The 23590-nt window shown below is 33.4% G+C and carries 21 protein-coding genes; 6 read left to right on the top strand and 15 right to left on the bottom strand.

The window, feature by feature from the left end:
• Positions 1–72: 72 nt before the first annotated feature.
• Both FFWV33_RS12460 and aroC read right to left on the bottom strand, forming a co-directional pair.
• Positions 73–2268, bottom strand: coding sequence for a response regulator (locus FFWV33_RS12460; RefSeq protein WP_108741205.1), 2196 nt, complete (start codon positions 2266–2268; stop codon positions 73–75).
• Between the two features lie 238 nt (positions 2269–2506).
• Positions 2507–3568: a chorismate synthase gene (aroC, locus tag FFWV33_RS12455; RefSeq protein WP_108741204.1), complete on the bottom strand. Its 1062-nt coding sequence runs from the start codon at positions 3566–3568 to the stop codon at positions 2507–2509.
• A 234-nt stretch (positions 3569–3802) separates the two neighbouring features.
• On the opposite strand from aroC, the gene FFWV33_RS12450 reads away from it, so the two are divergent.
• Both FFWV33_RS12450 and FFWV33_RS12445 read left to right on the top strand, forming a co-directional pair.
• A complete protein-coding gene (locus tag FFWV33_RS12450) occupies positions 3803–4627 on the top strand; it encodes a UDP-2,3-diacylglucosamine diphosphatase (protein WP_108741203.1) in 825 nt (274 codons plus the stop codon).
• Positions 4628–4893: 266 nt separating this feature from the next.
• Positions 4894–5364: a hypothetical protein gene (locus FFWV33_RS12445; RefSeq protein WP_108741202.1), complete on the top strand. Its 471-nt coding sequence runs from the start codon at positions 4894–4896 to the stop codon at positions 5362–5364.
• A gap of 51 nt (positions 5365–5415) precedes the next feature.
• Here the strand turns inward: FFWV33_RS12445 and FFWV33_RS12440 are convergent, their stop codons facing one another.
• Positions 5416–5844 (bottom strand): protease complex subunit PrcB family protein, encoded by a 429-nt coding sequence (locus FFWV33_RS12440; RefSeq protein WP_108741201.1) that lies wholly within the window; start codon positions 5842–5844, stop codon positions 5416–5418.
• A 10-nt stretch (positions 5845–5854) separates the two neighbouring features.
• Positions 5855–7030 carry an N-acetyl-alpha-D-glucosaminyl L-malate synthase BshA gene (gene bshA / locus FFWV33_RS12435; protein WP_108741200.1) on the bottom strand — a complete coding sequence of 392 codons (1176 nt, stop codon included), beginning with the start codon at positions 7028–7030 and terminating at the stop codon, positions 5855–5857.
• A gap of 254 nt (positions 7031–7284) precedes the next feature.
• Between bshA and FFWV33_RS12430 the strand changes: the two genes are divergently transcribed.
• On the top strand, positions 7285–8052 hold the full coding sequence (locus FFWV33_RS12430; RefSeq protein WP_108741199.1) for a patatin-like phospholipase family protein: 768 nt from the start codon (positions 7285–7287) through the stop codon (positions 8050–8052).
• Between the two features lie 123 nt (positions 8053–8175).
• Here the strand turns inward: FFWV33_RS12430 and FFWV33_RS12425 are convergent, their stop codons facing one another.
• Together FFWV33_RS12425 and FFWV33_RS12420 are read right to left on the bottom strand one after the other, a co-directional pair.
• Positions 8176–9585: a glycosyltransferase family 2 protein gene (locus tag FFWV33_RS12425; protein WP_108741198.1), complete on the bottom strand. Its 1410-nt coding sequence runs from the start codon at positions 9583–9585 to the stop codon at positions 8176–8178.
• Between the two features lie 353 nt (positions 9586–9938).
• Positions 9939–10256 (bottom strand): winged helix-turn-helix transcriptional regulator, encoded by a 318-nt coding sequence (locus FFWV33_RS12420; RefSeq protein WP_108741197.1) that lies wholly within the window; start codon positions 10254–10256, stop codon positions 9939–9941.
• Between the two features lie 121 nt (positions 10257–10377).
• On the opposite strand from FFWV33_RS12420, the gene FFWV33_RS12415 reads away from it, so the two are divergent.
• Positions 10378–10890 carry a lactoylglutathione lyase family protein gene (locus FFWV33_RS12415; RefSeq protein ID WP_108741196.1) on the top strand — a complete coding sequence of 171 codons (513 nt, stop codon included), beginning with the start codon at positions 10378–10380 and terminating at the stop codon, positions 10888–10890.
• Between the two features lie 207 nt (positions 10891–11097).
• Here the strand turns inward: FFWV33_RS12415 and FFWV33_RS12410 are convergent, their stop codons facing one another.
• The 6 genes from FFWV33_RS12410 to FFWV33_RS12385 all read right to left on the bottom strand — a co-directional run bounded on the left by FFWV33_RS12410 (position 11098) and on the right by FFWV33_RS12385 (position 17802).
• Positions 11098–12270, bottom strand: coding sequence for a T9SS type A sorting domain-containing protein (locus FFWV33_RS12410; protein ID WP_159086018.1), 1173 nt, complete (start codon positions 12268–12270; stop codon positions 11098–11100).
• Positions 12271–12580: 310 nt separating this feature from the next.
• On the bottom strand, positions 12581–13063 hold the full coding sequence (locus tag FFWV33_RS19535; RefSeq protein ID WP_245891506.1) for an ABC transporter ATPase: 483 nt from the start codon (positions 13061–13063) through the stop codon (positions 12581–12583).
• Positions 13064–13228: 165 nt separating this feature from the next.
• Entirely contained in the window at positions 13229–14020 is a 792-nt protein-coding gene (locus tag FFWV33_RS12400; RefSeq protein ID WP_108741194.1) for a (Fe-S)-binding protein, read from the bottom strand.
• A gap of 124 nt (positions 14021–14144) precedes the next feature.
• Positions 14145–15452 (bottom strand): 4Fe-4S dicluster domain-containing protein, encoded by a 1308-nt coding sequence (locus tag FFWV33_RS12395; RefSeq protein ID WP_108741193.1) that lies wholly within the window; start codon positions 15450–15452, stop codon positions 14145–14147.
• A 197-nt stretch (positions 15453–15649) separates the two neighbouring features.
• Positions 15650–16609 (bottom strand): MlaD family protein, encoded by a 960-nt coding sequence (locus tag FFWV33_RS12390; RefSeq protein ID WP_108741192.1) that lies wholly within the window; start codon positions 16607–16609, stop codon positions 15650–15652.
• A 50-nt stretch (positions 16610–16659) separates the two neighbouring features.
• Positions 16660–17802: an N-acetylmuramoyl-L-alanine amidase family protein gene (locus FFWV33_RS12385; RefSeq protein ID WP_108741191.1), complete on the bottom strand. Its 1143-nt coding sequence runs from the start codon at positions 17800–17802 to the stop codon at positions 16660–16662.
• A 136-nt stretch (positions 17803–17938) separates the two neighbouring features.
• Between FFWV33_RS12385 and FFWV33_RS12380 the strand changes: the two genes are divergently transcribed.
• Positions 17939–20620, top strand: coding sequence for a putative LPS assembly protein LptD (locus FFWV33_RS12380; protein WP_245891505.1), 2682 nt, complete (start codon positions 17939–17941; stop codon positions 20618–20620).
• A 159-nt stretch (positions 20621–20779) separates the two neighbouring features.
• On the top strand, positions 20780–21160 hold the full coding sequence (locus tag FFWV33_RS12375; protein WP_108741189.1) for a Rid family detoxifying hydrolase: 381 nt from the start codon (positions 20780–20782) through the stop codon (positions 21158–21160).
• Here the strand turns inward: FFWV33_RS12375 and FFWV33_RS12370 are convergent.
• The 3 genes from FFWV33_RS12370 to gap form a co-directional block, all read right to left on the bottom strand.
• Positions 21141–21521, bottom strand: a complete 381-nt coding sequence (locus FFWV33_RS12370; RefSeq protein WP_108742542.1) for a methylglyoxal synthase — start codon at positions 21519–21521, stop codon at positions 21141–21143. The genes FFWV33_RS12375 and FFWV33_RS12370 overlap by 20 nt on opposite strands.
• Before the next feature lie 12 nt (positions 21522–21533).
• Positions 21534–22388: an N-acetylglucosamine kinase gene (locus FFWV33_RS12365; protein WP_108741188.1), complete on the bottom strand. Its 855-nt coding sequence runs from the start codon at positions 22386–22388 to the stop codon at positions 21534–21536.
• A gap of 117 nt (positions 22389–22505) precedes the next feature.
• Complete coding sequence (gap, locus tag FFWV33_RS12360; RefSeq protein ID WP_108741187.1) at positions 22506–23510, bottom strand: type I glyceraldehyde-3-phosphate dehydrogenase; 1005 nt, start codon at positions 23508–23510, stop codon at positions 22506–22508.
• Positions 23511–23590 lie beyond the last annotated feature (80 nt).

Here is a 23590-nt window from a genome sequence, read left to right as displayed (position 1 = left end):
TAAAACATAAAAAAACACCTCTATCGCATTTGATAGAGGTGTTTTTTGATTTGGTAAACTAATAAAGTGTCATTATGGCTTGTACAATAATTGATTAATTATTTTAAATAATGTACCAGCCTCAAAAGGTTTTACAATAATATCATTCATTCCAGATGATAGCGATTCTTCCACCACTTCTTCTTTACTAAATGCTGTAAGGGCAATAATTGGAACCATAATTCCCATATTTCTAATAATTTTTGTTGCCTCAAATCCATCCATCCCAGGCATATTGATATCCATCAATATCACATCAAACTTTGCTGTGATCAGTAATTCAATAGCTTCTTCACCCGAAGAAACAACTGCACATTGATAATTACCTTTTTCAATTATCTTCTTGGTAATCATTCGATTAATACTATTATCATCTACTACCAAAATAGAAAACAGTTGCCTATCAGTTGTATCAACTTCAATTTCCTTTATAATCGTCAAGCTTTTATCTAGATTTTCTTCAAAGCCTATGACAAAACTAAAGGTAGTGCCCTTCCCTTCTTCACTTTCTACCTCAATGGTACTATTAAAAAGTTCTAATAGCTTTTTGACAATAGCCAAACCTAGACCTGTTCCTTGGTAATCTAGTTCTTTTCGACCTAATTGTGTAAACTTCTCAAAAACTTTTACCTGGTCTTCTTTGGCTATTCCAACACCAGTGTCTATAATTTTAAAACCTATTAACTGTTTATGTTCTTCAACTTTTATCAAATCAGCAACGATGGTGACTGTACCGTTATCTGTAAACTTCAGCGCATTGCTCAATAAATTGATGAGAATTTGTGAAAAGCGTAGTTTGTCACCAATCAATAATTCTGGGATATTTGGATCAATAAATACTTCGATCGTGTTGTTATGATTCTTTGCAATAAAAGACAATGAGTTTATAATCATTCCGATTTCGTCACCAATATTAAAGGTTAGATCCTCCAATACAATCCTATTTTCTTCAATTTTATTAATTTGCAACACGTCATTAATCAGCGACAATAAGTAACGGGCCGAAAATTTAAGAGAATTAAGGTGTGGACTATTCTCTAACTCCTTGTGCTCTTCCAAAAGCATGTTTGTAATTCCGACTACACCATACAAAGGCGTGCGCAGTTCATGAGTTATGGTGGATACAAATTGTGTTTTTAATCTAGACGATTCATCCGCGACATTTTTTGCGATTACTAATTCTTCATTACTCTTCGTCAAATCCTGATTGGTTTTTTTCTTGAACAAAAAGTTTTTGTACAAAGTATAAAACTGCAAAAGTAAAATTGCCATTACAATGATGAATAGGATAACAATAACTTTGGTTTTCTTCAAACTTTGTTGCTGCAACGTATTTACAGCTGTAATAGAATCTACCCTTCGCTTGTATTCGTCTAACTCTACATCAACAGCTACTCGTTTGGCTCTTTTTATATTTTCAGAGTTAACGATTTCTGCTTCTAATTTATCATAAGCTACCAAAAAATTATAGGCATTTTTATAATCAGCACGTTTGTTAAAGTATTTCGAATATTCTAAATAAACATACGATAAGTCTGCTTTATCACCTGAAGCAAGGCCATTCTGAATGGCTTTTTCAAAATACAGTACTGCTTCTTGATTTTTGTTCAATGAAGCTGCATACATACCGTTGAGCATATCTACAATAATATCATTGTTTTTATCACCAAATTTGGCAGTGTTATCATTTATATATTTTAAATAAGATTCCCCTTCTTTAAATGCTCCAATATCAAAATAAGCCCAAGTGATGTTAATTTTGGTGATCACAATTTGTGCGGTATCTTTATTTTTTTGATCAAATAACAACGTTTTTTCTAAATATGATATTCCTTTTTTAGCATCGTTTTTCTCAAAACAATAAATATTACCTAGATTGTTATAAATACTAGATGCGATAGTATCATTTTTAGCTTTATGAGCATATAGTAGCCCTTTTTTATAATTAAAAATAGCTTTGTCAAATTCTGCAACTTCACCATAATTACGGCCTATTAAATTGTATGACTTTGCAATTAAATTGTTGTCTTTTAAATTAATAGAATAATGAAGTGCTAATCTAGACGTTAAAAATGAACGTTCATAGTCAGCATTCTTAAGTAGTGCAACGGCATCCTTTGTTAAGGCTACGACTTCTTTTCTGGGAGGTGTTTGATTTAGGTTGTCAGCATCTGTATCAGTGCCAAGAAAGGAACTGAACAGCATTAAAATGAGGTAAATTTTTAACATATATTTGGGGGATTAATCAAATATACACTAAAAACTAGTACTAGAATACGATTATGCTACTGAATTTTAAGTTAATAAAAAAAAACTACAATTAGTGTAATTTCAAATAATGTTACAAATAAAACTTCTTTAGTCATTTGACCTAAAAAAATATAAAACTTTACATTTTCTAATAAAAAAAAGTGAGCTACTATATTCATAGCAACTCACTTTTATTCTTATTTCCTTCAATAAACTACTATTTGTACGTTTTGTTGATTAAGGTAAAATCTGCTAGTACAATTGCAGCCATTGCTTCTACAATAGGCACTGCACGCGGTACTACACATGGATCATGGCGTCCTTTACCGGTCATTTCAGTAATATTACCTTTATTATCCAGTGACTCTTGTTTTTTCATAATTGTTGCAACCGGTTTGAAAGCTACCCTAAAATAGATATCCATTCCGTTACTAATACCACCTTGAATTCCGCCTGACAAATTAGTCTTCGTTGATCCATCTGGGTTATAAAGATCGTTGTGTTCACTACCTTTCATTTTCGAACCACAAAAACCACTACCAAATTCAAAGCCTTTCACAGCATTTATAGATAGCATTGCTTTCCCTAGTTCGGCATGTAATTTGTCAAAAACAGGTTCTCCTAATCCAATAGGCACGTTTTGAATTACACAAGTAACTGTACCTCCAACGGTATCTCCTTCTTTTCTAATTTCTCTAATATATTCCTCCATTTCAGCCGCTAATGCTTCATCTGGACAACGTACCGGATTGCTTTCTATTTTCGAAAAATCCAAATCTTGATACGGCTTTTCTAAATATATTGGCCCCACAGAAGATACGTAGGCATTAATTTTGATGTTCGAAAGCATTTGTTTGGCAATTGCACCACCTACAACTCTACTGGCTGTTTCACGAGCCGAACTTCTACCACCACCACGATAATCTCTAGCACCATACTTTTGATCGTACACATAATCAGCGTGACTAGGTCTGTAATTATCCTTTATATGCGAATAATCATCTGATTTTTGATTGGTATTTGGAATTATAAATCCAATTGGTGTTCCTGTTGTTTTACCTTCAAATATACCCGATAAAAATTGAACATCGTCTGGTTCTTTTCTTTGAGTTACAATTGCAGATTGCCCTGGTTTTCTTCTAGACATTTCTAACTGAATCGCGTCAAAATCTAAAGTTATTCCTGAAGGACATCCGTCTATGATTCCGCCTAAGGCTTCTCCGTGTGATTCTCCGAATGTTGTTAATCTAAATAGTGTGCCGTAGCTATTTCCTGCCATTATAATATTTTTTAACAAAAATACTATTTTATACCGATTCTGCCTTCAATCTAATTCAAAAAAAAAATACATTTTTGACCAAAGAAGTGTAATATTCATACAAGCGTTACCACTAGTTAATATTGGCTACTCAAATTTCACTTTGAATTAATATTATAACCTGTATGTTAACGTTATCATTTATCACAAACGCTACTAAAACCTTTATTTTGCAGGTACTCAAATTAGATTACATTGAAAAAAAGAAAAGTTGAATTAGTAGTAATTTCAGATACACATTTAGGTACTTATGGTAGTCATGCCAAAGAATTGTACAAATATTTAAATTCGATTAAACCGGATACCTTGGTACTAAACGGTGATATTATTGATATTTGGCAGTTTAGAAAATCCTATTTTCCGAAATCGCATCTCAAAGTGATTCAAAAAATTGTGAGCATGGCTTCAAAGGGTACAAAAGTGCACTATATCACTGGAAACCATGATGAAATGCTCCGTAAATTTAGTGATTTCAAAATGGGGAATCTTTCCCTTGTAGATAAGCTTGTATTGGAGCTGGATGGCAAAAAAGCATGGATTTTTCACGGAGATGTATTTGATGCCTCCGTAAATCACGCTAAATGGATCGCAAAATTAGGTGGATTGGGTTACGACTACCTGATCTTAGCAAACCGATTTGTTAACTGGTGTTTGAATAAATTAGGAAGAGAACCTTACTCTTTTTCGAAAAAAATAAAAGCAAGTGTAAAAAAAGCAGTGAAACATATTTCTGATTTTGAAGAAACTGCAACCGAACTAGCTATTGAAAACAAATATGATTATGTCATCTGTGGCCACATTCACGAGCCTAAAATGATACAGAAAATTAATAAAAACGGTAGTACACTATACCTTAATTCTGGAGACTGGGTCGAAAATCTTACTGCTCTTGAGTACAACCGCAAAAAATGGAAACTCAGACGATACGATGAATCTTATTATTCTGGAATAGAACAAGCATCAGAAGATGAAGAAATACTCAATACAAAATTGATTGCTTCTATTTTATTTTCGAAATAAAAACATTTGAATGATTTGCCGCATAATTTACCATACTCAGACAAAGATATTCGGTAAATAAGCCATCAATGTAACTATAAAATCGACAAATATTCGCGATCATTATTTATACACCTATTACGAATAGTCATAAATAACACTGTAATAACACCTTACAAATAAACATTTTAGATATTCAAGCAACAAATTTTAACTATTCTCAATAATTTAGACCTAATTTCGCCGTTATGCAGTTCATATAACATTGCAATAGAAATTATTAGATTATGAAAAAACTTATTTTATCGGCTATCATGCTAGTAGCATTGGCGTTTAGCGCGCAAGCACAAGAAATCTCTAAAAATGCGTTAGGGCTTCGTTTTGGTGATAACAACGGTTTTGGTGGAGAATTGTCTTACCAAAGAGGATTGTCTAGCGACAACAGATTAGAATTGGATTTAGGATGGAGAAATAGTAATGATGTAGATGCTTTCAAGCTAACGGGAATATACCAATGGGTTTGGAATATTGAACAAGGATTCAACTGGTATGCAGGTGTTGGTGCTGGTGCAGGAACTTATAGCAACAAAAATGATAGCAATTCATTTGTTTATGCTGCAGGAGATATCGGAATTGAATATAATTTCCCTATTCCACTTTTGATCTCTTTGGATTTCCGTCCTGAGTTTGGTGGATCAGGTTACTACAAAAACAATTACGGATCTGATGTTGCACTTTCATTGCGTTACCAATTCTAATTGACGAGATTATAATATATAAAAATGCCGCTTCAAATGAAGCGGCATTTTCTATTTTATACGTATTGGCTTTTTTGAATTAATCTTCAAAACTGCATACGGGTATGTTATGTTTTGTGTCACCATTGTACCTTCAGCAGGCACTGATTCTTTGACAGTGACCACAATAGAATCTTGTGTTTGCATTACCTCTTCGACCACTACTCCATAACCAGCTGTTGGTTTTTCTCCCATGTTTAAAATCAAAAAATTTGCATTTTGTAGATCATTAGGACTTATTTTTTTTCTAAGAACAGGATCATTTTGCAGCATTTTGATTTCGTTCGCTTCGCTAAGGATTTCATAAAACTTAATACTCGCGCCGCCCGTAGGTTGCTGGGTAAGCAGTTGATAAAGTGGTTGTTTTTTTGCCGTTGTTACCGCAGTAGTACCACAAGATACTACAAAAGCCGCCAGCAATACACTTCCTAATTTTTTCATCAATTGATTTTTAATTCGATCCCGATTTTAGTTTTGCTTTTTTGACATACTTCTTTGCGTATTTTTTCAAAACCTCTTCATATAAGTTTACATAAAGCGGTAAAATATGTTTAATATCAAATTTCTTCGCCACTTCTAATGCGTTTTTCTTGAATTCACATAGCACTACATCGTCACTTAAAATCTTAAGTGCATTTTCGGCCATTTCATCAATTTCTCCCACATCACTCAAATATCCAGATACACCAGGGAAATTAACTTCTGGCAAGCCACCCGAATTACTAGAAATTACAGGCACTCCCCAAGCCATTGCTTCTAGAGCTGCTAGTCCAAAACTTTCAGTCTCCGACGGTAATAAAAAAAGATCTGAATAACTTAGAATTTTATCAATCTCATTACTGTTTCCAAAGAAAATTACCTTGTCTAAAATACCTAATTCTTGACATAATAATTCTGCTTTTTCTTTCTCTGGACCATCACCTACCATCATTAATTTGGCAGGGATTTTTTGTTGTATTTTATCGAATATTCGAATAATATCCGGAATTCGTTTTACTTTTCTAAAATTACTGATGTGCGTTATAATCCTTTCACCATTCTCTGCCATTACAGAACGACGACAAGGAATATGAGGATCAAGGGTGTTTTTGTCTAATTCGATAAAATTCGGAATCACATGAATGTCTCTTTTGATATTCAATAATCTATAGGTATCTTCTTTAAGACTTTGTGAAACAGACGTTACCACATCTGATTTGTTGATACTAAAACTAACAGCTGGTTTGTAATAGGGATGGTTACCAACCAAGGTAATATCTGTCCCGTGCAAAGTGGTCACCATAGGGATATGAATTCCGGCTTGTTTCAACATTTGTCGTGCCATATAACCCGCATAGGCATGTGGAATTGCATAGTGCACGTGTAAAATTTCAATATTGTACAATTTTACCATATCTACCAATTTGCTAGACAATGCCAACTCATAAGGTTGATAATGAAACAAAGGATATTCTGGAACATTTACTTCATGGTAATGTACATTAGGGTTTAACAAAGCCAAACGCACGGGTTGACTGTAGGTTATAAAATGTACCTCATGCCCCATACGACCTAACTCTAATCCTAACTCTGTAGCGACAACACCACTACCCCCAAAGGTTGGGTAACAAACAATTGCAATTCTCATCTATTCATTTTAATATAGACCGCAAATTAAGCAAAAATGACACAATAAAAGGTAAAATTAAGTTAAATCTAAAAGATGAAATCTGCACGAAAAACCTTTAAATAAGCTACTACTTTACAGTTATAAATTAACCTAATATAGTTTAGTTTGGAAATAGTATTTCTAAATTGCGACCAATAAAACAAATATTTTTATAACTTCGTTTTTAGAAGATACAACCTCTTTTACTACACTTGAAATAAGCAGCATTACAAATGAAATATAAAATAGGAATTGTACTATCAGGTGGCGGCATTCGGGGAATTGCTCATTTGGGAGTTTTAAAAGCTTTGGAAGAATTCGGAATTAAGCCATCAGTAATTTCAGGTACAAGTGCTGGTGCCATTGCAGGTGCCTTCTATGCACATGGTTATGCGATTGACGAAATTGTTTCTATCATAAAAAATGGACACTTTTTTAATGTTTCTCGTACTATTCGAAAAAAACAAGGCATATTTTCTATGAAAGGCTTTGAAAAAATCTATCATGACTACTTCCCTAGCAATTCTTTTTCTGACTTGAAGATTCCGCTCTACATAGCTGCGACAGATATATTAGCAGGAGAAATAACTTATTTTTCAGAAGGCGATCTGTCACAATCAATAATGGCTTCGAGCTGCATACCAATGATCTTTGAAGCGGTACATTATCAAGGACGCTCTTATATTGACGGCGGAGTTTTGGATAATTTTCCAATTGATCCTTTGTTGAACAATTGCGAAAAGATAATTGGTATCTCGGTAAATTCGGTTCAAAAAGACATTCAAGAATTGCATTTGAATACAATCGTTGATCGCACTGTACATTTACTTCTTAGAAATACCTTACAAGATAAAATTCAACACTGTGATTTATTTATCGAACCACCTAATATGAGTCAGTTTCACATGTTTGGTCTTCGAAAAATTGACGCCATATTCGATTACGGCTACCAATACGGTCTTTCACTCGAAAAGGAAATCAAACAATTAATAGCTGAATAATTAATAATAACCTTGCACATTTAATTAAACTATCCTAATTGAGGTTAGACATGCAATGCAAGATGACAAAAAACAGAAAAAGCCACTAGTACAGTGGCTTTTCTATTATTACTTGAATTTATTTTATTTTACAGCAATTTCTCTAGTCAACCAACCACTTTTACCAGCAGTTGCAATAGCGTAGGGTGAAATCCAGAACAATCCAAATGTATATAAAACACTATAAGCATAAGCCCAAAGTGACTCTGATGCACTGTATTTTTTAGCATAAAACAAAACTGGAAAGCTAGATACAATCAATATTCCCAACAAAGTTGAACTCAAAAACAATATTGGATGAACTACTATAAAATACAACATAAAAATTATAAATGGATATGTCATTACAATAGTTAAAAACTGATTTAAAAACAATAATCTCGTACCTGCTTTATTTCCGTTTCTAAAATTTTTAAAGACAAATTTTGCCATGGCTATATTTTCACGAACATTACTTCTACCCCAACGGATGAACATTTTGTATAATCCTGTGTATTGTTCTGGAACATCAGTAAGAACAATGGCATTGCGTTGAAAAAGTACTTTTTTACCTTGTTTCAAAATCATATTGGTCATTGCGCGATCTTCGCCAATATCTGAAGGTCTACCCATGAATTCTTGATGAATCCAATTTGGTAAACAAGCAAAAACTTCTTCTCTTTTGTAGGCAGCAAGTGCACCAGGTGTGCATAAAACACTCCCTAATTGACTCTCTGCTGAGCGCACAAATTCAAAACTCATCACAAAACTTACATTTAGCATTTTTGGCAATATCGCTTTTTCGTTATTTAAAACTCTCACATTACCAGCAACCGCACCACATTCTTTATCTACAACAAACGGACTAACTAAATTACGTAACGTATTTTTTTCTATAATCGAATCACTATCAATGGTTACAAATACAGCACCTGTACCTAAATTAAATCCACGGTACAATGCTTGTCTCTTTCCTGCATTTTTTGGTTGTTGTAAGGCCACAACGCGGTCTCCAAGTTCCATTTTTGCCTTCTTCATCCAAAACCAAGTATCATCTTTACTTCCGTCATCAATAGCAAGAATCTCCAATTTATGTTGTGGATAATCACTATTAGCAATGCTCAACAAAGTCGAATAAACCAAATTACCTTCATTGTATGCTGGAACTATAACTGTAATAGTTGGCAATTCATCATCACTAACAGATGCAATAGGTTTATAAGTAAAATACAAATAGATATTATACACTAAAAAAGAAAGTTTGAAAGCAGCAATTGCTAAGGTAACCGCCAAAAAAGCAAAACCAATAGGTGAATTAAGACGGCTTTCATTAAAATCATAAAACTCAGGTTGCAAATTATAAACTACAGTTGCACCACTGATTAACAATAACATAGTCGCAAGCAATACTATTTGACTCGTTATTTTTGAATTATCTTGTGGAACCTTAACATTGTTTTGTACATCATTCGAAAGGATCGAATTATCTGTAAATTTTACATCTTGTGTTTTCATATAGCGCTAGTTTTTATCTTATACTTATTTTCGATAAACAAATAGCAATACATATGCCTATTCCTTAACTAACACAATTACAAGTGATTATAAAATACAATACTTAATAAACTGTATAAAAATTACCCACTTTTACATTTCCTAAAATTTGAATGATTAATGATCCTACTTAAAATATGGTTTATTAACTTATCGAAACATAACTAGCTATAATCTTATCATTTAGGACTAAGATGATCAGAAAATCTATAATTACTCCTGGGTAAAAATTACCCATACACAAACTGTTTCAGTATAGTTTCAACAAATATTGTTTTTGATAAGCACATCCACTTTGTACGTATTGATGAGTTCTACAAATTTTGTTTGCTTTGTTCAATACCCCATTGATCTAAACTTCTTAAAATAGCTTCCAATGATTTTCCTTTTTCTGTCAATTCATATTCTACTCTCGGCGGTACTACAGGATACACAATCCTTTTGACTAAGCTATCAACTTCTAATTCTCGTACGGTTTGCGTGAACATTTTGTTTGATATCCCATCAATCTTTTTTTGCAAAATACCAGAACGAAGTCCGCCCTCTAATAAATGAAATAATATAAGTGGTTTCCATTTTGTTCCAATTAAATTCATGGTATAATTAAGTGGACAATATTTTATTTCGCTCATATTTCAAACTATTACTTATTGATAAACAGTATTTTACTCCTTTTGGTAACTATATCACTTTTGGGTAAGTTATTGCCAATAAGGCTAATATAATCTAATTTTGTATCCAAAAAGAAGAAATATGAAAACAAATAACACTTATCCGAAATCATTTTCACATATCGGACTTACAGTCCCCGATATCAAACAAGCAGTACAATTTTATTCTGAAGTAATGGGATGGTATGTAATCATGGAACCATCTACAGTAAATAAAGAAAAAGAAACTGCCATTGGCCAAATGTGCATCGATGTATTTGGTGATGATTGGGAAGAATTTGAAATTGCACATTTATCCACTTCAGATGGAATAGGAATTGAATTGTTTTCATTTCCGAATGGAAAAAAAGAAGCACCTGAATTTAGCCCGTTCAACACAGGACTTTTCCATTTCTGTATTCAAGATCCAGACATTGAAACTTTGGTGGAAAAAATAGTGGCTCATGGTGGAAAACAGAGAATGCCAATTAGAGAATACTACCCTAATGACAAACCTTACAGAATGTGTTATGTACAAGATCCATTTGGAATTGTGTTTGAAGTTTATACACATAGCTACGAATTAACATATTCTTCGGGAGCTTATAATTCATAATTCGAATGTGGACGAAATTATGATCTGATCGTATACATATGTGTGCATAAACGCACTGAAGCGCATGGATTACGATCCTTAATTGTAACAATGGACCATTCAAAATAATTAGGCTAAAAGAAACTTTACAAGTATTTATAAAAAAACAATCTCCATTAAAGCACTCTTTTAATGGAGATTGTTTTTTTAAAACTTGAAAAATTATGATTAATTTTTCTTGATCTTAAACGTATTTCCGTTATTAAATTTCAAGAAATAGAGACCATTTTTAAAATTTTGTAAATCAATGTCTTCATTATTATTGACAGTACCTTTCTTTAATTGAGCTCCCAAAACATTATATATTTCATAGTTTTGAATTTTTGTAAGACCAGAAATTTGAACAAAATCAGATGTAGGATTAGGAAAAACCTTTACGACCTGATTTGGTAGTATAAAATCTTCTTTACTTAAAACAATAACCGTATCATAATTATAAGTCGTTGTTCTATTAAATTCAAAACTACTTGTTGTCGTATTATAAGTAAAATTATCTGAACTCAATACTTTACTAATATGAGGCGTTTCTTCAAAAATATAGTCCAAACCCGTTTTATCTTTGAATGGATGTGCAAAATTTGACATAGGAGTAGCAGTCTCGTAATTGTAATTTGTTCTATTTATATCTGCTAAGTAATTATGACTTTCGGTCATGCTTATTCTATTACCTAAATTATCTAAGGTATATTCATTTTTATCATCTTCAACCCAACTATTTCCTTCGAACTGCTCGTTTAATCTAGAGGTCTGCTTTCCGTTTGAATCATAAGTATAACTGTCTCTATTAGAAACTACCCAATTACCATTTACCCATTTATACTCCAAATTCCCTGAAATTTTATCATTTGAATTATATGTAAAAGTTCCTTTGCCCTCATTGATCCATTGCGCGCCGTTCCACTCGTAACCAATATATTCTGTCAACAAATTACCTGTGTAGGATATTGTGGTTCTACTTGAGTTTACCCATTGAGAACCACTCCAATCTTTAGATATTATTTCTTCCACATTATTATTGGTGTTGTAAATGTAATTCTCCTGAAACTGATTCTCTAAGACACTATTAAATGAATTATAACTTTGATAGGTGTCATACACAACTTTATTGTTGGCATTATAGCTAAAAGTTTCTTTTGATGCATATTGCCAACCACTATTTCCTGTCCAAAAATAACTTGTTTCGGTGGTCAAATTATTGTTGCTATCATATTCATAATTACTACCATAAGAATTTTGCATATTGCCATCATTTTGGAATTGTTCAATAGACGAAAGTAATTTGTTTTGTGCTTGCAAGTTAAACGCAAGGAAAATCGATGTAAAAAATAAAATTTTCTTCATAATAGTGAGTATTAGAAATAAATTAATAATTAACAATAAATGCATCTTCAAATATAACTATCTGAAATTAAGCATATTAAATTTATAAATTACAATTTTTTTCTAACTTTTAAAATACCCAATAGTAGGTATATTTAAACGTAACAAGTTGTATTACATAGCCTTAACCTTACCTCAAATAAAAACACAGCTATTTTAATACGAATATTACACTTTACTACAGAAATGAATTTAAATTTTTTCCATAATAAATGAAAACAAAAAAAAGAGGCAAAATGCCTCTTTTTTTGTTTTATAAATCAAGTTTCTATTAAAAGAAACGACTGTGCCAACTGTCTGCAGCTTCAACTTCCCAAGACTCGTTAAATTCTTGTACGTTGTTAATTAAGTTATTAAAAACAATTGTATTCTCTGTAACCGACTTGTCTTTGACCATTTTTTTAAAATCAATAAGTGGTTTGTGTGCAATATGTTCTCCTTGTTTGAAAGTAACGTTCATTTTGTCTAACAAATCAACACTATATTTTTGTTCCAACGATTGGATAAATTCCACTGATGAATCAATTGAACAACCTGTTGCAGCTTGAACATCTTGGTTTACTGCCAAAATTATAAAACGATTGTATCTCAATTGGTAAGAGGATTCTAAGCTTGTGCCATGAGCAGCCCAGTTTTCTAAAAAAGCCTGCAAATCAGTTTCGATAGCTGCCATTTCTACATCCGAAAATTTTCTGTTGGATTGGTAAATCCATATTCTAGATTCTTCGGGTAAATTTTCAAAAGGTACGTACATGGTTTTATATATATTTTAGATTGCAAATTTATCACTTATTTGCGAGCTTCTAATTTCTCTAATGAAAAATTTAAGATTTACACTTAAAGGATAATCTTGCACTCTCACTTTTTATTTTGTTCGAAAAAAATATCGAAGACTTAATTTAAATTTCAAAAAACAAATTTACAAGTCCTGAGCGTTTGCAATTAATTCTGCAATATCCATCACTTTTACTTCACCTTCTTTTTCTTTGTTCTTGATTCCGTCAGTCATCATGGTGTTACAAAATGGGCATCCTGTTGCAATAATTTCTGGTGTTGTTTCTAGTGCATCTTCAGTACGCAAAACATTTACCTCTTTATTACCTGGTTCTGCATCTTTAAACATTTGTGCTCCACCAGCACCACAACACAATCCATTTGCACGAGAACGTTTCATCTCCACTAACTCTGAGTCTAATTTTGCAATTAAATCTCTTGGAGCTTCATAAATTTTGTTGGCTCTACCCAAGTAACAAGGATCATGAAAAGTAATTCTTTTTCCTTTGAATTGTCCACCTTCGATTGTCAAGCGTCCATCATCCAATAATGATTTTAGAAACTCTGTATGATGTACCACTTCATATTGTCCACCTAATTCTGGATATTCATTTTTCAATGTATTGAAACAGTGAGGGCAAGCCGTAACAATTTTTTTAGCTTCATACGCATTAAGCACTTCGATATTCATCATGGCTTGCATTTGAAACAAAAACTCATTTCCTGCTCTTTTAGCTGGATCACCAGTACAACTTTCCTCGGTACCTAATACCGCAAAAGGTACATTGGCACGATTAAGAATACGTACAAATGCTTTGGTTATTTTTTTTGCTCTATCATCAAAACTTCCGGCACATCCTACCCAAAATAAAACCTCTGGTTGTTTTCCTTGTGCTAGCATTTCTGCCATTGTAGGAACGATTAAATTTTCAGACATCTTTATAATTTTTATATGGTTTAACCGCTTACGGTTTCACTTTGTTATTTTAAAAGAAAGCAACTCCTTCTTGTGCTTTCCTACTTTTTATTTTTCTTTCGAATAAAAAACGAATCCTTAGAAATTATTCTTCATTTTTCCAGTTCAAACGATCTTGTTGGTTGTACTGCCAAGGAGCTCCATTATTTTCTACATTGGTCATCATTGCGTTCAATGGCATTGGTGCGGCACTTTGCTCCATCACCAAGTAGCGACGCATATCCATAATGATAGAAAGCGGACTTATATTTACCGGACATTCTTCCACACAAGCGTTACATGATGTACATGCCCACAACTCTTCTGGAGTGATGTAATCGTTTAATAATGTTTTGTTATCTGGAATGAAGATTCCTTTGTTGGCATCAATATTTTTACCTACTTCTTCCAAACGATCTCTCGTATCCATCATGATTTTACGAGGAGACAATTTCTTTCCTGTTTGATTGGCTGGACATGACGAAGTACAACGACCACATTCTGTACAAGTATACGCATTTAGCAATTGTACCCAATTAAGATCTTGCACGTCACTAGCACCAAACTTAGCAGGCACTTCACCTTCTGCAGGTGCAGGCGCTGCAAATGGATCTGCATTTGGATCCATCATTAGTTTTACTTCTTTAGTAACCGCTTCAAGATTACTTAACTGTCCTAATGGATTTAAGTCTGCAAAATACGTATTAGGAAAAGCCAATAGAATATGAAGGTGCTTTGAGAAATAAAGGTAATTCAAGAATACTAAAATTCCCGAAATATGCAACCACCACGCAGTTCTTTCGATCATTTCCAAAGATTCTGGAGATACGCCCGAAAATAAAGGTGCAATAAATTGCGAAATTACGTTTCCAGAATTGCTCATTTGAAAATGACTATCTGTAGCATTCATGACCAAGAAAAGTGTCATTAATACCATTTCGAAATACAAGATATAATTTGCATCATTTTTTGCAAAACCATTTAGATCTGGATTGATAAAACGTTTTAGTTTGATTCCGTTTCTACGTATCCAAAAAACGATTACAGCAACCAAAACCAAAAAGGCAAGGATTTCAAAAGAACCAATTAAAACACCATACAACGAACCGATAACCGAAAATACTCTGTGCGTACCGAACAGACCATCGATAATGATTTCGAGCATTTCAATATTAATGATTACAAAACCAACATATACAATAATGTGCAAAATACCAGCTACGGGCCTCTTGACCATCTTTGATTGACCTAAGGCAATCATCGCCATATTTGTCCAACGTGCTTTGGGGTTGTCGGTACGGTCAACATCAATACCTAAGTTGATATTTCGTTTGATTTTTGTAATGTTCGAAAAAAAGTAACCAAAACTACCGATTAATAAAATGGCAAATAACAAATTATCTAAATAATCCATATACTATTGTTTATTGTTTTCATCAAAATCAGATCACATAAAGTGCCCAAAAAAAGCACTACAACTACCTTCAAAAAGTTGCGCTTAGTGCAGTCTGAATTGACTTTTTAAAAATTTGAATTGTAAATATCGTTAAATATATTTTACAATAATAATGTAAAATATAATTTTTCGCCTATTTTTTTAGCAATATGCTATTATTTTATAGAAATGGTATCATTTTCAGGACCTTTGTATGGTTTGTTCTTTTTACCAAAAACGGAAACGTTTATGTAACGTGTAGGATATAGACGTACATCTTGCAATAAGAGTTCAAGTTCTTTTGAGGTTTTGGTAAAGTTATTATACAGAGCATCATCTTTCATCAACTTGCCCATCGTTCCTTTTCCAGATTCAATACCAGCCATTATCCCGTTTACTTTTCCTAAAGTTGCATTTAAGGTACGAATTGTTTTCCCTACATTAGCTTTGTTGATCGAGTCTGAAATTTTAGAAAAATCACCCGAAACTTTATTGAAGTTAGCCACCATTCCTTTAATCTGTCCTTTATTATCATCAAGCATACCGTTTACACTAGTAGACGCTTTATGAAATTGTTCCATGGTTTGACTCAACTCTGCCAAACTCTTTTTTAAATCTTGTTGTGCTTTTTGATCTAGGACCGTGTTGATTCCTGTAATTAATTGATCTGCATTTGTGATTAATTTCTCCACCTTTGCTTGTAATGGTACCAATTGTTCACCTAATTTTTGAGTTAAACCTGGACGCACATTTCCGTTTAATTTATCTCCAGATTCAGCTAGTTGTTTGTCTTCAAAATTTGGTTCAATAGCAATTTGCTTACCACCAATAAAACCAGGTTCGTAGATAATTGCTTTACTAGCTTTTGAAATCGGAAAATCAGTCTTCACACGCATCTCCACCATTAATTTACCAGTAGTTTCGCTAATCGTGATTCCGTTTAATTTTCCAATTACCAAACCATTCAATGTTACAGGTGCCGATGCTGCAAGACCTTCAACATTATCGTACTCTACATAAAAAGTTTTATAACTAGTAAATAAGTCTCTTCCTTTTAAGAAACTATAACCCCAAATGAATAAAAGTATAGAAGCAATAACTAGGATTGCCGTTTTGATCTCTCTCGTTAATTTCAAAATATATGTATTTTATTGTAAATTTAATATAAAAACTTTAGAATCAATCTTTATTTGATAGCGTCTTGAACGCTCACTTTTTTACCTCCGACAAATGCAGTGATAAAAGCAAATTCATACCCCTTAGCTTTTGCTTCTTCCAATAGCTTTTTGGCTTCGTTATAGTCACTGGTTTTACCATACATATAACGGTATAAATTATTATCGTAGTCCACAGACAACGAATTTAATCCTTTAAAATTTTTAGGTGTCAATGATAATTTTTTACTGATCGCAGTAATTTGAATTTTGAAAACGGTATCCCCAGTTGCGGAAGTTGCATTAGTAATCGCCTTAACCGAGTCAACTGTACTTTTTGAAGGAGTAGAATCCTTTACCACTGGTTTTGGAGCCACTCTTACTGGCTCTACCTCATTTGCAGATCCATAATATTCATTTTTATATCTCATTATAGCATTAGTAATGGCACGTGCCACTTCTAACTGTCCATTTTCAGAATCCAATAAAGCTCCCTCAGTAGGATTAGAAATAAAACCAGTTTCAATCAAAACCCTTGGCATATAGGCTTTATGCAATACCATAAAAGGGGCTTGCTTTACTCCTCCTCCTCTAATTTTCTTACCTAACTTTTCAAATTCATCTTCTACTTTACTAGCCAAGGAAATACTATTTTCTAAGTATTCTTCCTGCATCAACTTCATACCAATCATGGTTTCAGGTGAGTTGGGATCAAATCCTTCGTATTTTCGTTTATAATCTTTCTCAAGCGTAATAACCGAGTTCTCCTTTTTTGCAGCCTCTAGATTGGATGCAATTTTATTCATACCCATTACATAAGTCTCCGTTCCATCTGCAGAGGTGTTTTTATTGGCATTACAGTGAATAGAAACAAAAATACTGGCATTATCTCTATTGGCAATATTTGCTCTTTCGACCAAATCAATAAAAACATCTGTCTTACGAGTATAATTGACATCTATTTTGGGATAAGTTTCAAGCATTTTACCCACTTTCAACACAATTGCTAGTGCAATATTTTTCTCCACATGACCGCTGTACACGGCACCAAAATCGTGTGCTCCGTGTCCTGCATCTAAGGTGACCTTAAATACTCCGGATTGACTAAATGTGGCTAGTGAACTTATAATTGTCAGAAAAGTAAAAATTACTTTAATATTTTTGAAAGTATACATCCTTATATATAGTTAATTTAATTAAAAAGCTATCGCTATAAATTGGGCATTTGATTATTTTTGGCAAAAAATAATATGTAAGTTTGCCACTTCAAATAGCGAGCCATAATTTTTTACAAAAATAGTATTTAAACCTTTGCAGACAAACTTATTTAATATCGTTTTACTATCGTTTCTCCTAAGTCTAGGATGTAGCAGTGTATATTCACAAGACTTAAAGAAAAAGCCAAGCGCTATACCCGCTCAAAAACAAGTAGATAAGCCAATAGTTAGTCCAATCAACGAGACTAAAACCTTAAAGAAAGTTGGTGATACTATTATAAAGAAAGACAGTTTAAAATCAAACAAGAATATACTTGAGGGTAAAGTGGTCTATAAAGCAGATCAATATTCGCGTATTGACCAAAAGAAAAAGCACATAACACTATACGATAAAGCTGAATTATACTACAAAGACATTGAGTTAAAAGCTGGAATCATTATACTTGATTACGAAAAGAATGAAGTATATGCGGGACGAATCAAAGATTCAACCGGTAAACTAACGCAATACCCTAATTTCAAACAGGGATCAAATGTTATTGAGCCCGATTCTATTCGCTTCAATTTTAAAACAAAAAAGGCTTTAATTTGGAACTCAAGAACCGATCAAGGCGAATTTAAAGTAAAAGCGCAAGTTACTAAGAAGGAAAACGATTCTGTTTATTTTCTAAAAAATGCACGCTTCACAACCTCTACAAACGTAGACAATCCTGAATACTATTTCCAAACTAGTAAAGTGAAATTTATACCCGGAAAAAAAGTAATTACAGGTTTGACTCATATGGTAATCGCCAACGTCCCTACACCGATCGCAATGCCTTTTGCCTATTTTCCGATGAGTAAAGAGACTAGCGTTTCTGGTATTTTACTACCGAGTTACAACGACTCCAATACCCGTGGTTTTTCATTGCAAAACGGTGGATACTATTTTGCGTTAAGTGATCAGTATGATTTGACGGTGATGGGTGATTATTATACCAATGGTAGTTACGGAATGCGTTTTGAATCGGCTTATGCCAAAAGATACAATTACCGCGGAAATGTAAACATTCGATATGAAAACCTAATTTCAAGTGAAAGAGGTTTTCCTGATTATTCGAAACAAAAAATATATAATATTCAGTGGTCGCATTCAAGAGATTCAAAAGCAAATCCAAATTCGAGTTTTTCAGCCTCTGTGAACCTTGGTAGTAGTAAATATTTTACACAATCAATCAATCAGGCCAATGTGGGATCTACATTAAACAATACTTTGAGTTCGTCTGTATCGTATTCGAAAACATTTAATTCTGTTCCTGAGGTTCGAATGTCACTATCGGCAACGCATTCTCAAAATACACAAACACAAGTTATCGACATGACCTTGCCGACCTTGCAGTTAAGTGTTGATCGAATTTATCCATTTGCAGGTAAAGATGAAGTTAAAAAAGGGTTTATTAAAAACATCAACTTTCAATACAACTTAAACGGAAGAAATAGTGTAACGACTACAGATTCGTTATTTTTTAAACCACAAATGTTTAGAGATGCTAAAATTGGAGCGCAGCATACGATTCCGATTAGTACCAACTTTAAATTATTCAAGTACTTTAGTGCAACGACCACTGCAAACTATGAAGAAGTTTGGTATTTGCAAACACTTAAAAGATTTTATGACACCGATAAAAGCGCTGTTGTAGAAGAAACTATAAATGGTTTCGATGCCTTCAGAACGTACTCTTTTTCATCAAGTTTGGGAACAACAATATATGGTACGTTTAACTTCGGAGACGACAAACGCATAAAATCTATTCGACACGTAATGCGTCCGTCGTTATCATACAGTTATACGCCAAGTTTTGAAAAATATTACGACACCTATGCTTCAGATGCAAGTGGAAAAATGGCTCAATACACACGTTTTGAGAATGGAATTTACGGATCACCTGGTCTTACCAACGCTAGTAATGTTGGTATCTCGATAAGCAATACATTTGAAGCGAAAGTAACCGACAGTGACAGTACGAAAGTTGAGGCGAAAAAAATAATGCTTTTGAATAACTTAAATGTATCAACGAGTTATGACCTAAACGCAGATGGGAAAACAACGCTCGCTTGGGCACCTGTACGTGTGAGCGGTGGTACACAATTGTTCAAAGACAAACTGAACATGAATTTTGCAACTACACTTGACCCTTATGCCATCGACAATTCAGGGACTAGAATAAATACTTTTAACGTTAATAACGGCGGAAGTCTTTTTCGAATGACAAGCGCAAATATGACCTTAAACTACGCTATTTCGAGTAAGGAAAAAGATAAGAAAGATAAGAACTCCCAAACCACCCGAAACGGAGGTCGAGAGGATGATTTATTCGGAACCAATAACGGCTTTGGTAACAATCAACCAAGTCAATTTGATGGAAGTGAGGAAGAAGGAGACGACAAAATTTCTGAATTTTTTACCTCTAATTTACCTTGGGACATGACTTTTGCTTACGCCCTAACCTATGGAAATAGTAATAGAGAAAAAACCATAACAGGAAACTCTGTGATGATCTCTGCTAATACCGATTTGACACCAAAATGGAAAGTCGGAATGTCTACTGGTTATGATTTTGTACAAAAAGGAGTTACCTATACACAACTCCGTTTTGAGCGTGACTTAGCAAGTTGGAGAATGAGTTTTAACTGGACACCCTTTGGAACTAACGCCAATTGGAACTTTTTTATCGGAATCAAATCTGGTGTTCTTAGTGATGTTAAGTGGAATAAAAACAGTGCTGTAAGAAGATAAAAGCTTTTACGCTTGACTTTTTTAAAAAACACAAACAACGGCAGTTTTACTTTATAATCATTGAAATTCAATTAATAAATGTAAGATCAATAAACCGGTTTCGATTGTAAAAAAAAAAGTACCCATAAGTACACTTATAATATATTAAAACACATACAGATGAAAAAAATTATTTTTACCGAAGCTGCACCAGCACCAATTGGACCGTACAATCAAGCAGTCCTAAAAAACGACACATTGTATATTTCAGGTCAAATAGCTATTAATCCCGTTACAAATGAGCTCGTTAATGAATCAATCATTGCAGAGACAAAACAAGTAATGGAAAACCTGAAAGCAGTACTAGAAACCGCTGGTATGACCTTTGAGCACGTAGTTAAAGCAACCATTTTTATCATGGATATGAATGACTTTGCAGCAATTAACGGCGTTTACGGATCTTATTTAAACGAAAAAACCGCTCCAGCTCGTGAAACGGTTCAAGTGGCATGTTTGCCAAAGAATGTAAATGTAGAAATTTCTATGATTGCAATGTTATAGCAATTGCATTAAGTAACAACTGTGCCGAGGCTTCGTTTGTAGCGATAGGCACATTGTGTACATCACATACACGTAGGAGCATATTTATGTCTACCTCATGTGCATGACTCGCCAAAGGATCTTTAAAAAACAAGACCATTTTAGTCTTCCCTTCTGCTACTCTAGCGGCAATTTGAGCATCACCACCCATTGGGCCAGATAACATCTTTTTTACTTTAAAACCAGCATTTACTGCTTTACCACCTGTTGTACCTGTGGCAATAATTTTAATTTTTTCGGTATTTAAAATATCAATATTTTTATTCAAGAATTGAACCATATCAACTTTCTTACCATCGTGAGCTATAATTGCTATTTCCATCGCTTTTCCCATTTATTTATTAGCAGTATGATAAGCAATCAAACCATCGATTGGTCGTCTTAATACATTTCCTAATTGTAAACCGTATTTATCAAAGGTAACTTGCAACTCTTCTCTCAAATAGTAAGCAATAGAACCCACAAAATGTACCGGAACTTCTTTGCAGTTGTCAAATTGTTGCACATAATTTTTTACAAACGATTTCATCCCTTTCTTGATGATCTTTTGGCAAAATGGATTATCCTTATTTTGAATCAAAAACTTAGCAAATGTTGCCATGTACGCATTAGGATTTGGCTCTTTGTATAATTTGTTTTTCAAATAATCAGCTTCAAGGTTGTATTCTTTTTCGAATTCAACTGCTAGTTCTTGAGGCATTTTATTGAAATAGTATTTTCTAATTAATTCTTTTCCAAATACGTTTCCGCTACAATCATCCATGATTATGTATCCCAATGATTGTACTTTTTGATGTAATACTTCACCGTCAAAATAACTACAATTAGAACCTGTACCAAGGATACAAACAATTGCTTTTTCGTTTTTTGGCGTAGTTGCATATACTGCCGCATAGGTATCTTCTTCGACCACGACCGTAGTAGCATTCGAAAAATATTCTTTAAAAACAACCGTAAGGTTTGCTTTCATTTTATCCGTTCCACAGCCCGCACCATAAAAGTACAAATGCGTCGCTTCGTCTTTACTTTGTTGTAGGTCAAAACGATCATTGATACGTTCTATAATTACCTCTTTGGTTAAAACCTCTGGGTTTAAACCTAAAGTTTGCGTTGTAAATAATACTTTACCACTATCATCTATCGCAATCCAATCTGCTTTAGTTGAACCGCTATCTACTAATAATCTCATTCTGTTTGGTTTTTATGGTTATTTGATACCCTAAAGTAAAGGTTAATTATGGTCTAAATATAAAAAAATCCCGTTAATAATTAATAACGGGATTCTTTCTATTTAATTATTAATTGATTATTTCAATCCTGTAATATGTACAGAAAGATCAATTAATTTACTTGAGTAACCATATTCATTGTCATACCAAGAGATGATTTTGAAGAAAGTAGAGTTCAATCCAATTCCAGCGTTTGCATCGATGATAGAAGTTCTAGAATCTCCAACGAAATCTTGAGAAACAACTAAATCTTCAGTAAATCCTAAAACACCTTTCATTGTAGTTTCAGAAGCTTTTTTCAATGTAGCCATGATTTCTTCATAAGAAGTTTCTTTTGCTACTTTTACAGTTAAATCTACAGCAGATACATCAGTTGTAGGTACACGGAAAGCCATACCAGTTAATTTTCCATTCAATTCTGGAATTACTTTTCCAACTGCTTTTGCAGCTCCAGTAGATGATGGGATAATGTTACAAGATGCAGCACGTCCACCTCTCCAGTCTTTTCTTGAAGGACCATCAGTAGTCATTTGCGTAGATGTTGTAGCATGAACAGTAGTCATTAAAGCTTCAACGATTCCGAAGTTATCATTGATTACTTTAGCCAATGGAGCTAAACAGTTTGTAGTACAAGATGCGTTAGAAACGATCAAGTCAGAAGCTTTAGCTTCAGTATGGTTTACACCCATTACAAACATTGGAGCATCAGCAGAAGGAGCAGAAATAATTACTTTCTTAGCACCACCTTTGATGTGCTCATTTGCAGTTTCAACAGTTGTAAAGAAACCTGTACATTCTGCAACTACATCAACATCAACTTCATTCCATTTCAAATCTGCAGGATTTCTCTCAGCAGTGATACGGATATTTTTTCCATTTACGAATAATTGTCCTTCTTTTACTTCAACAGTACCATTGAAACGTCCGTGAACTGAATCGTATTTTAATAAGTAAGCTAAGTGATCAACATCTAATAAATCGTTGATTGCTACAACTTCTACATTGTCTCTGTTAAAAGACTCTCTAAATACAATTCTTCCAATTCTACCAAAACCGTTTATTCCTAATTTTACTTTTGACATTTCTTCTTTTGTTTATTATTTATTATTAAGTTAAAACCACAATCAGTTTTTATTACTAAATTTTGATTGCTTCTATTCAA

It is taken from the genome of Flavobacterium faecale, from assembly GCF_003076455.1.
In the GTDB taxonomy this organism is placed as follows: Bacteria; Bacteroidota; Bacteroidia; order Flavobacteriales; family Flavobacteriaceae; genus Flavobacterium; species Flavobacterium faecale.
Note: the sequence above shows the minus strand (reverse complement) of the source record. Positions and strands in the feature narration are given on the sequence as shown.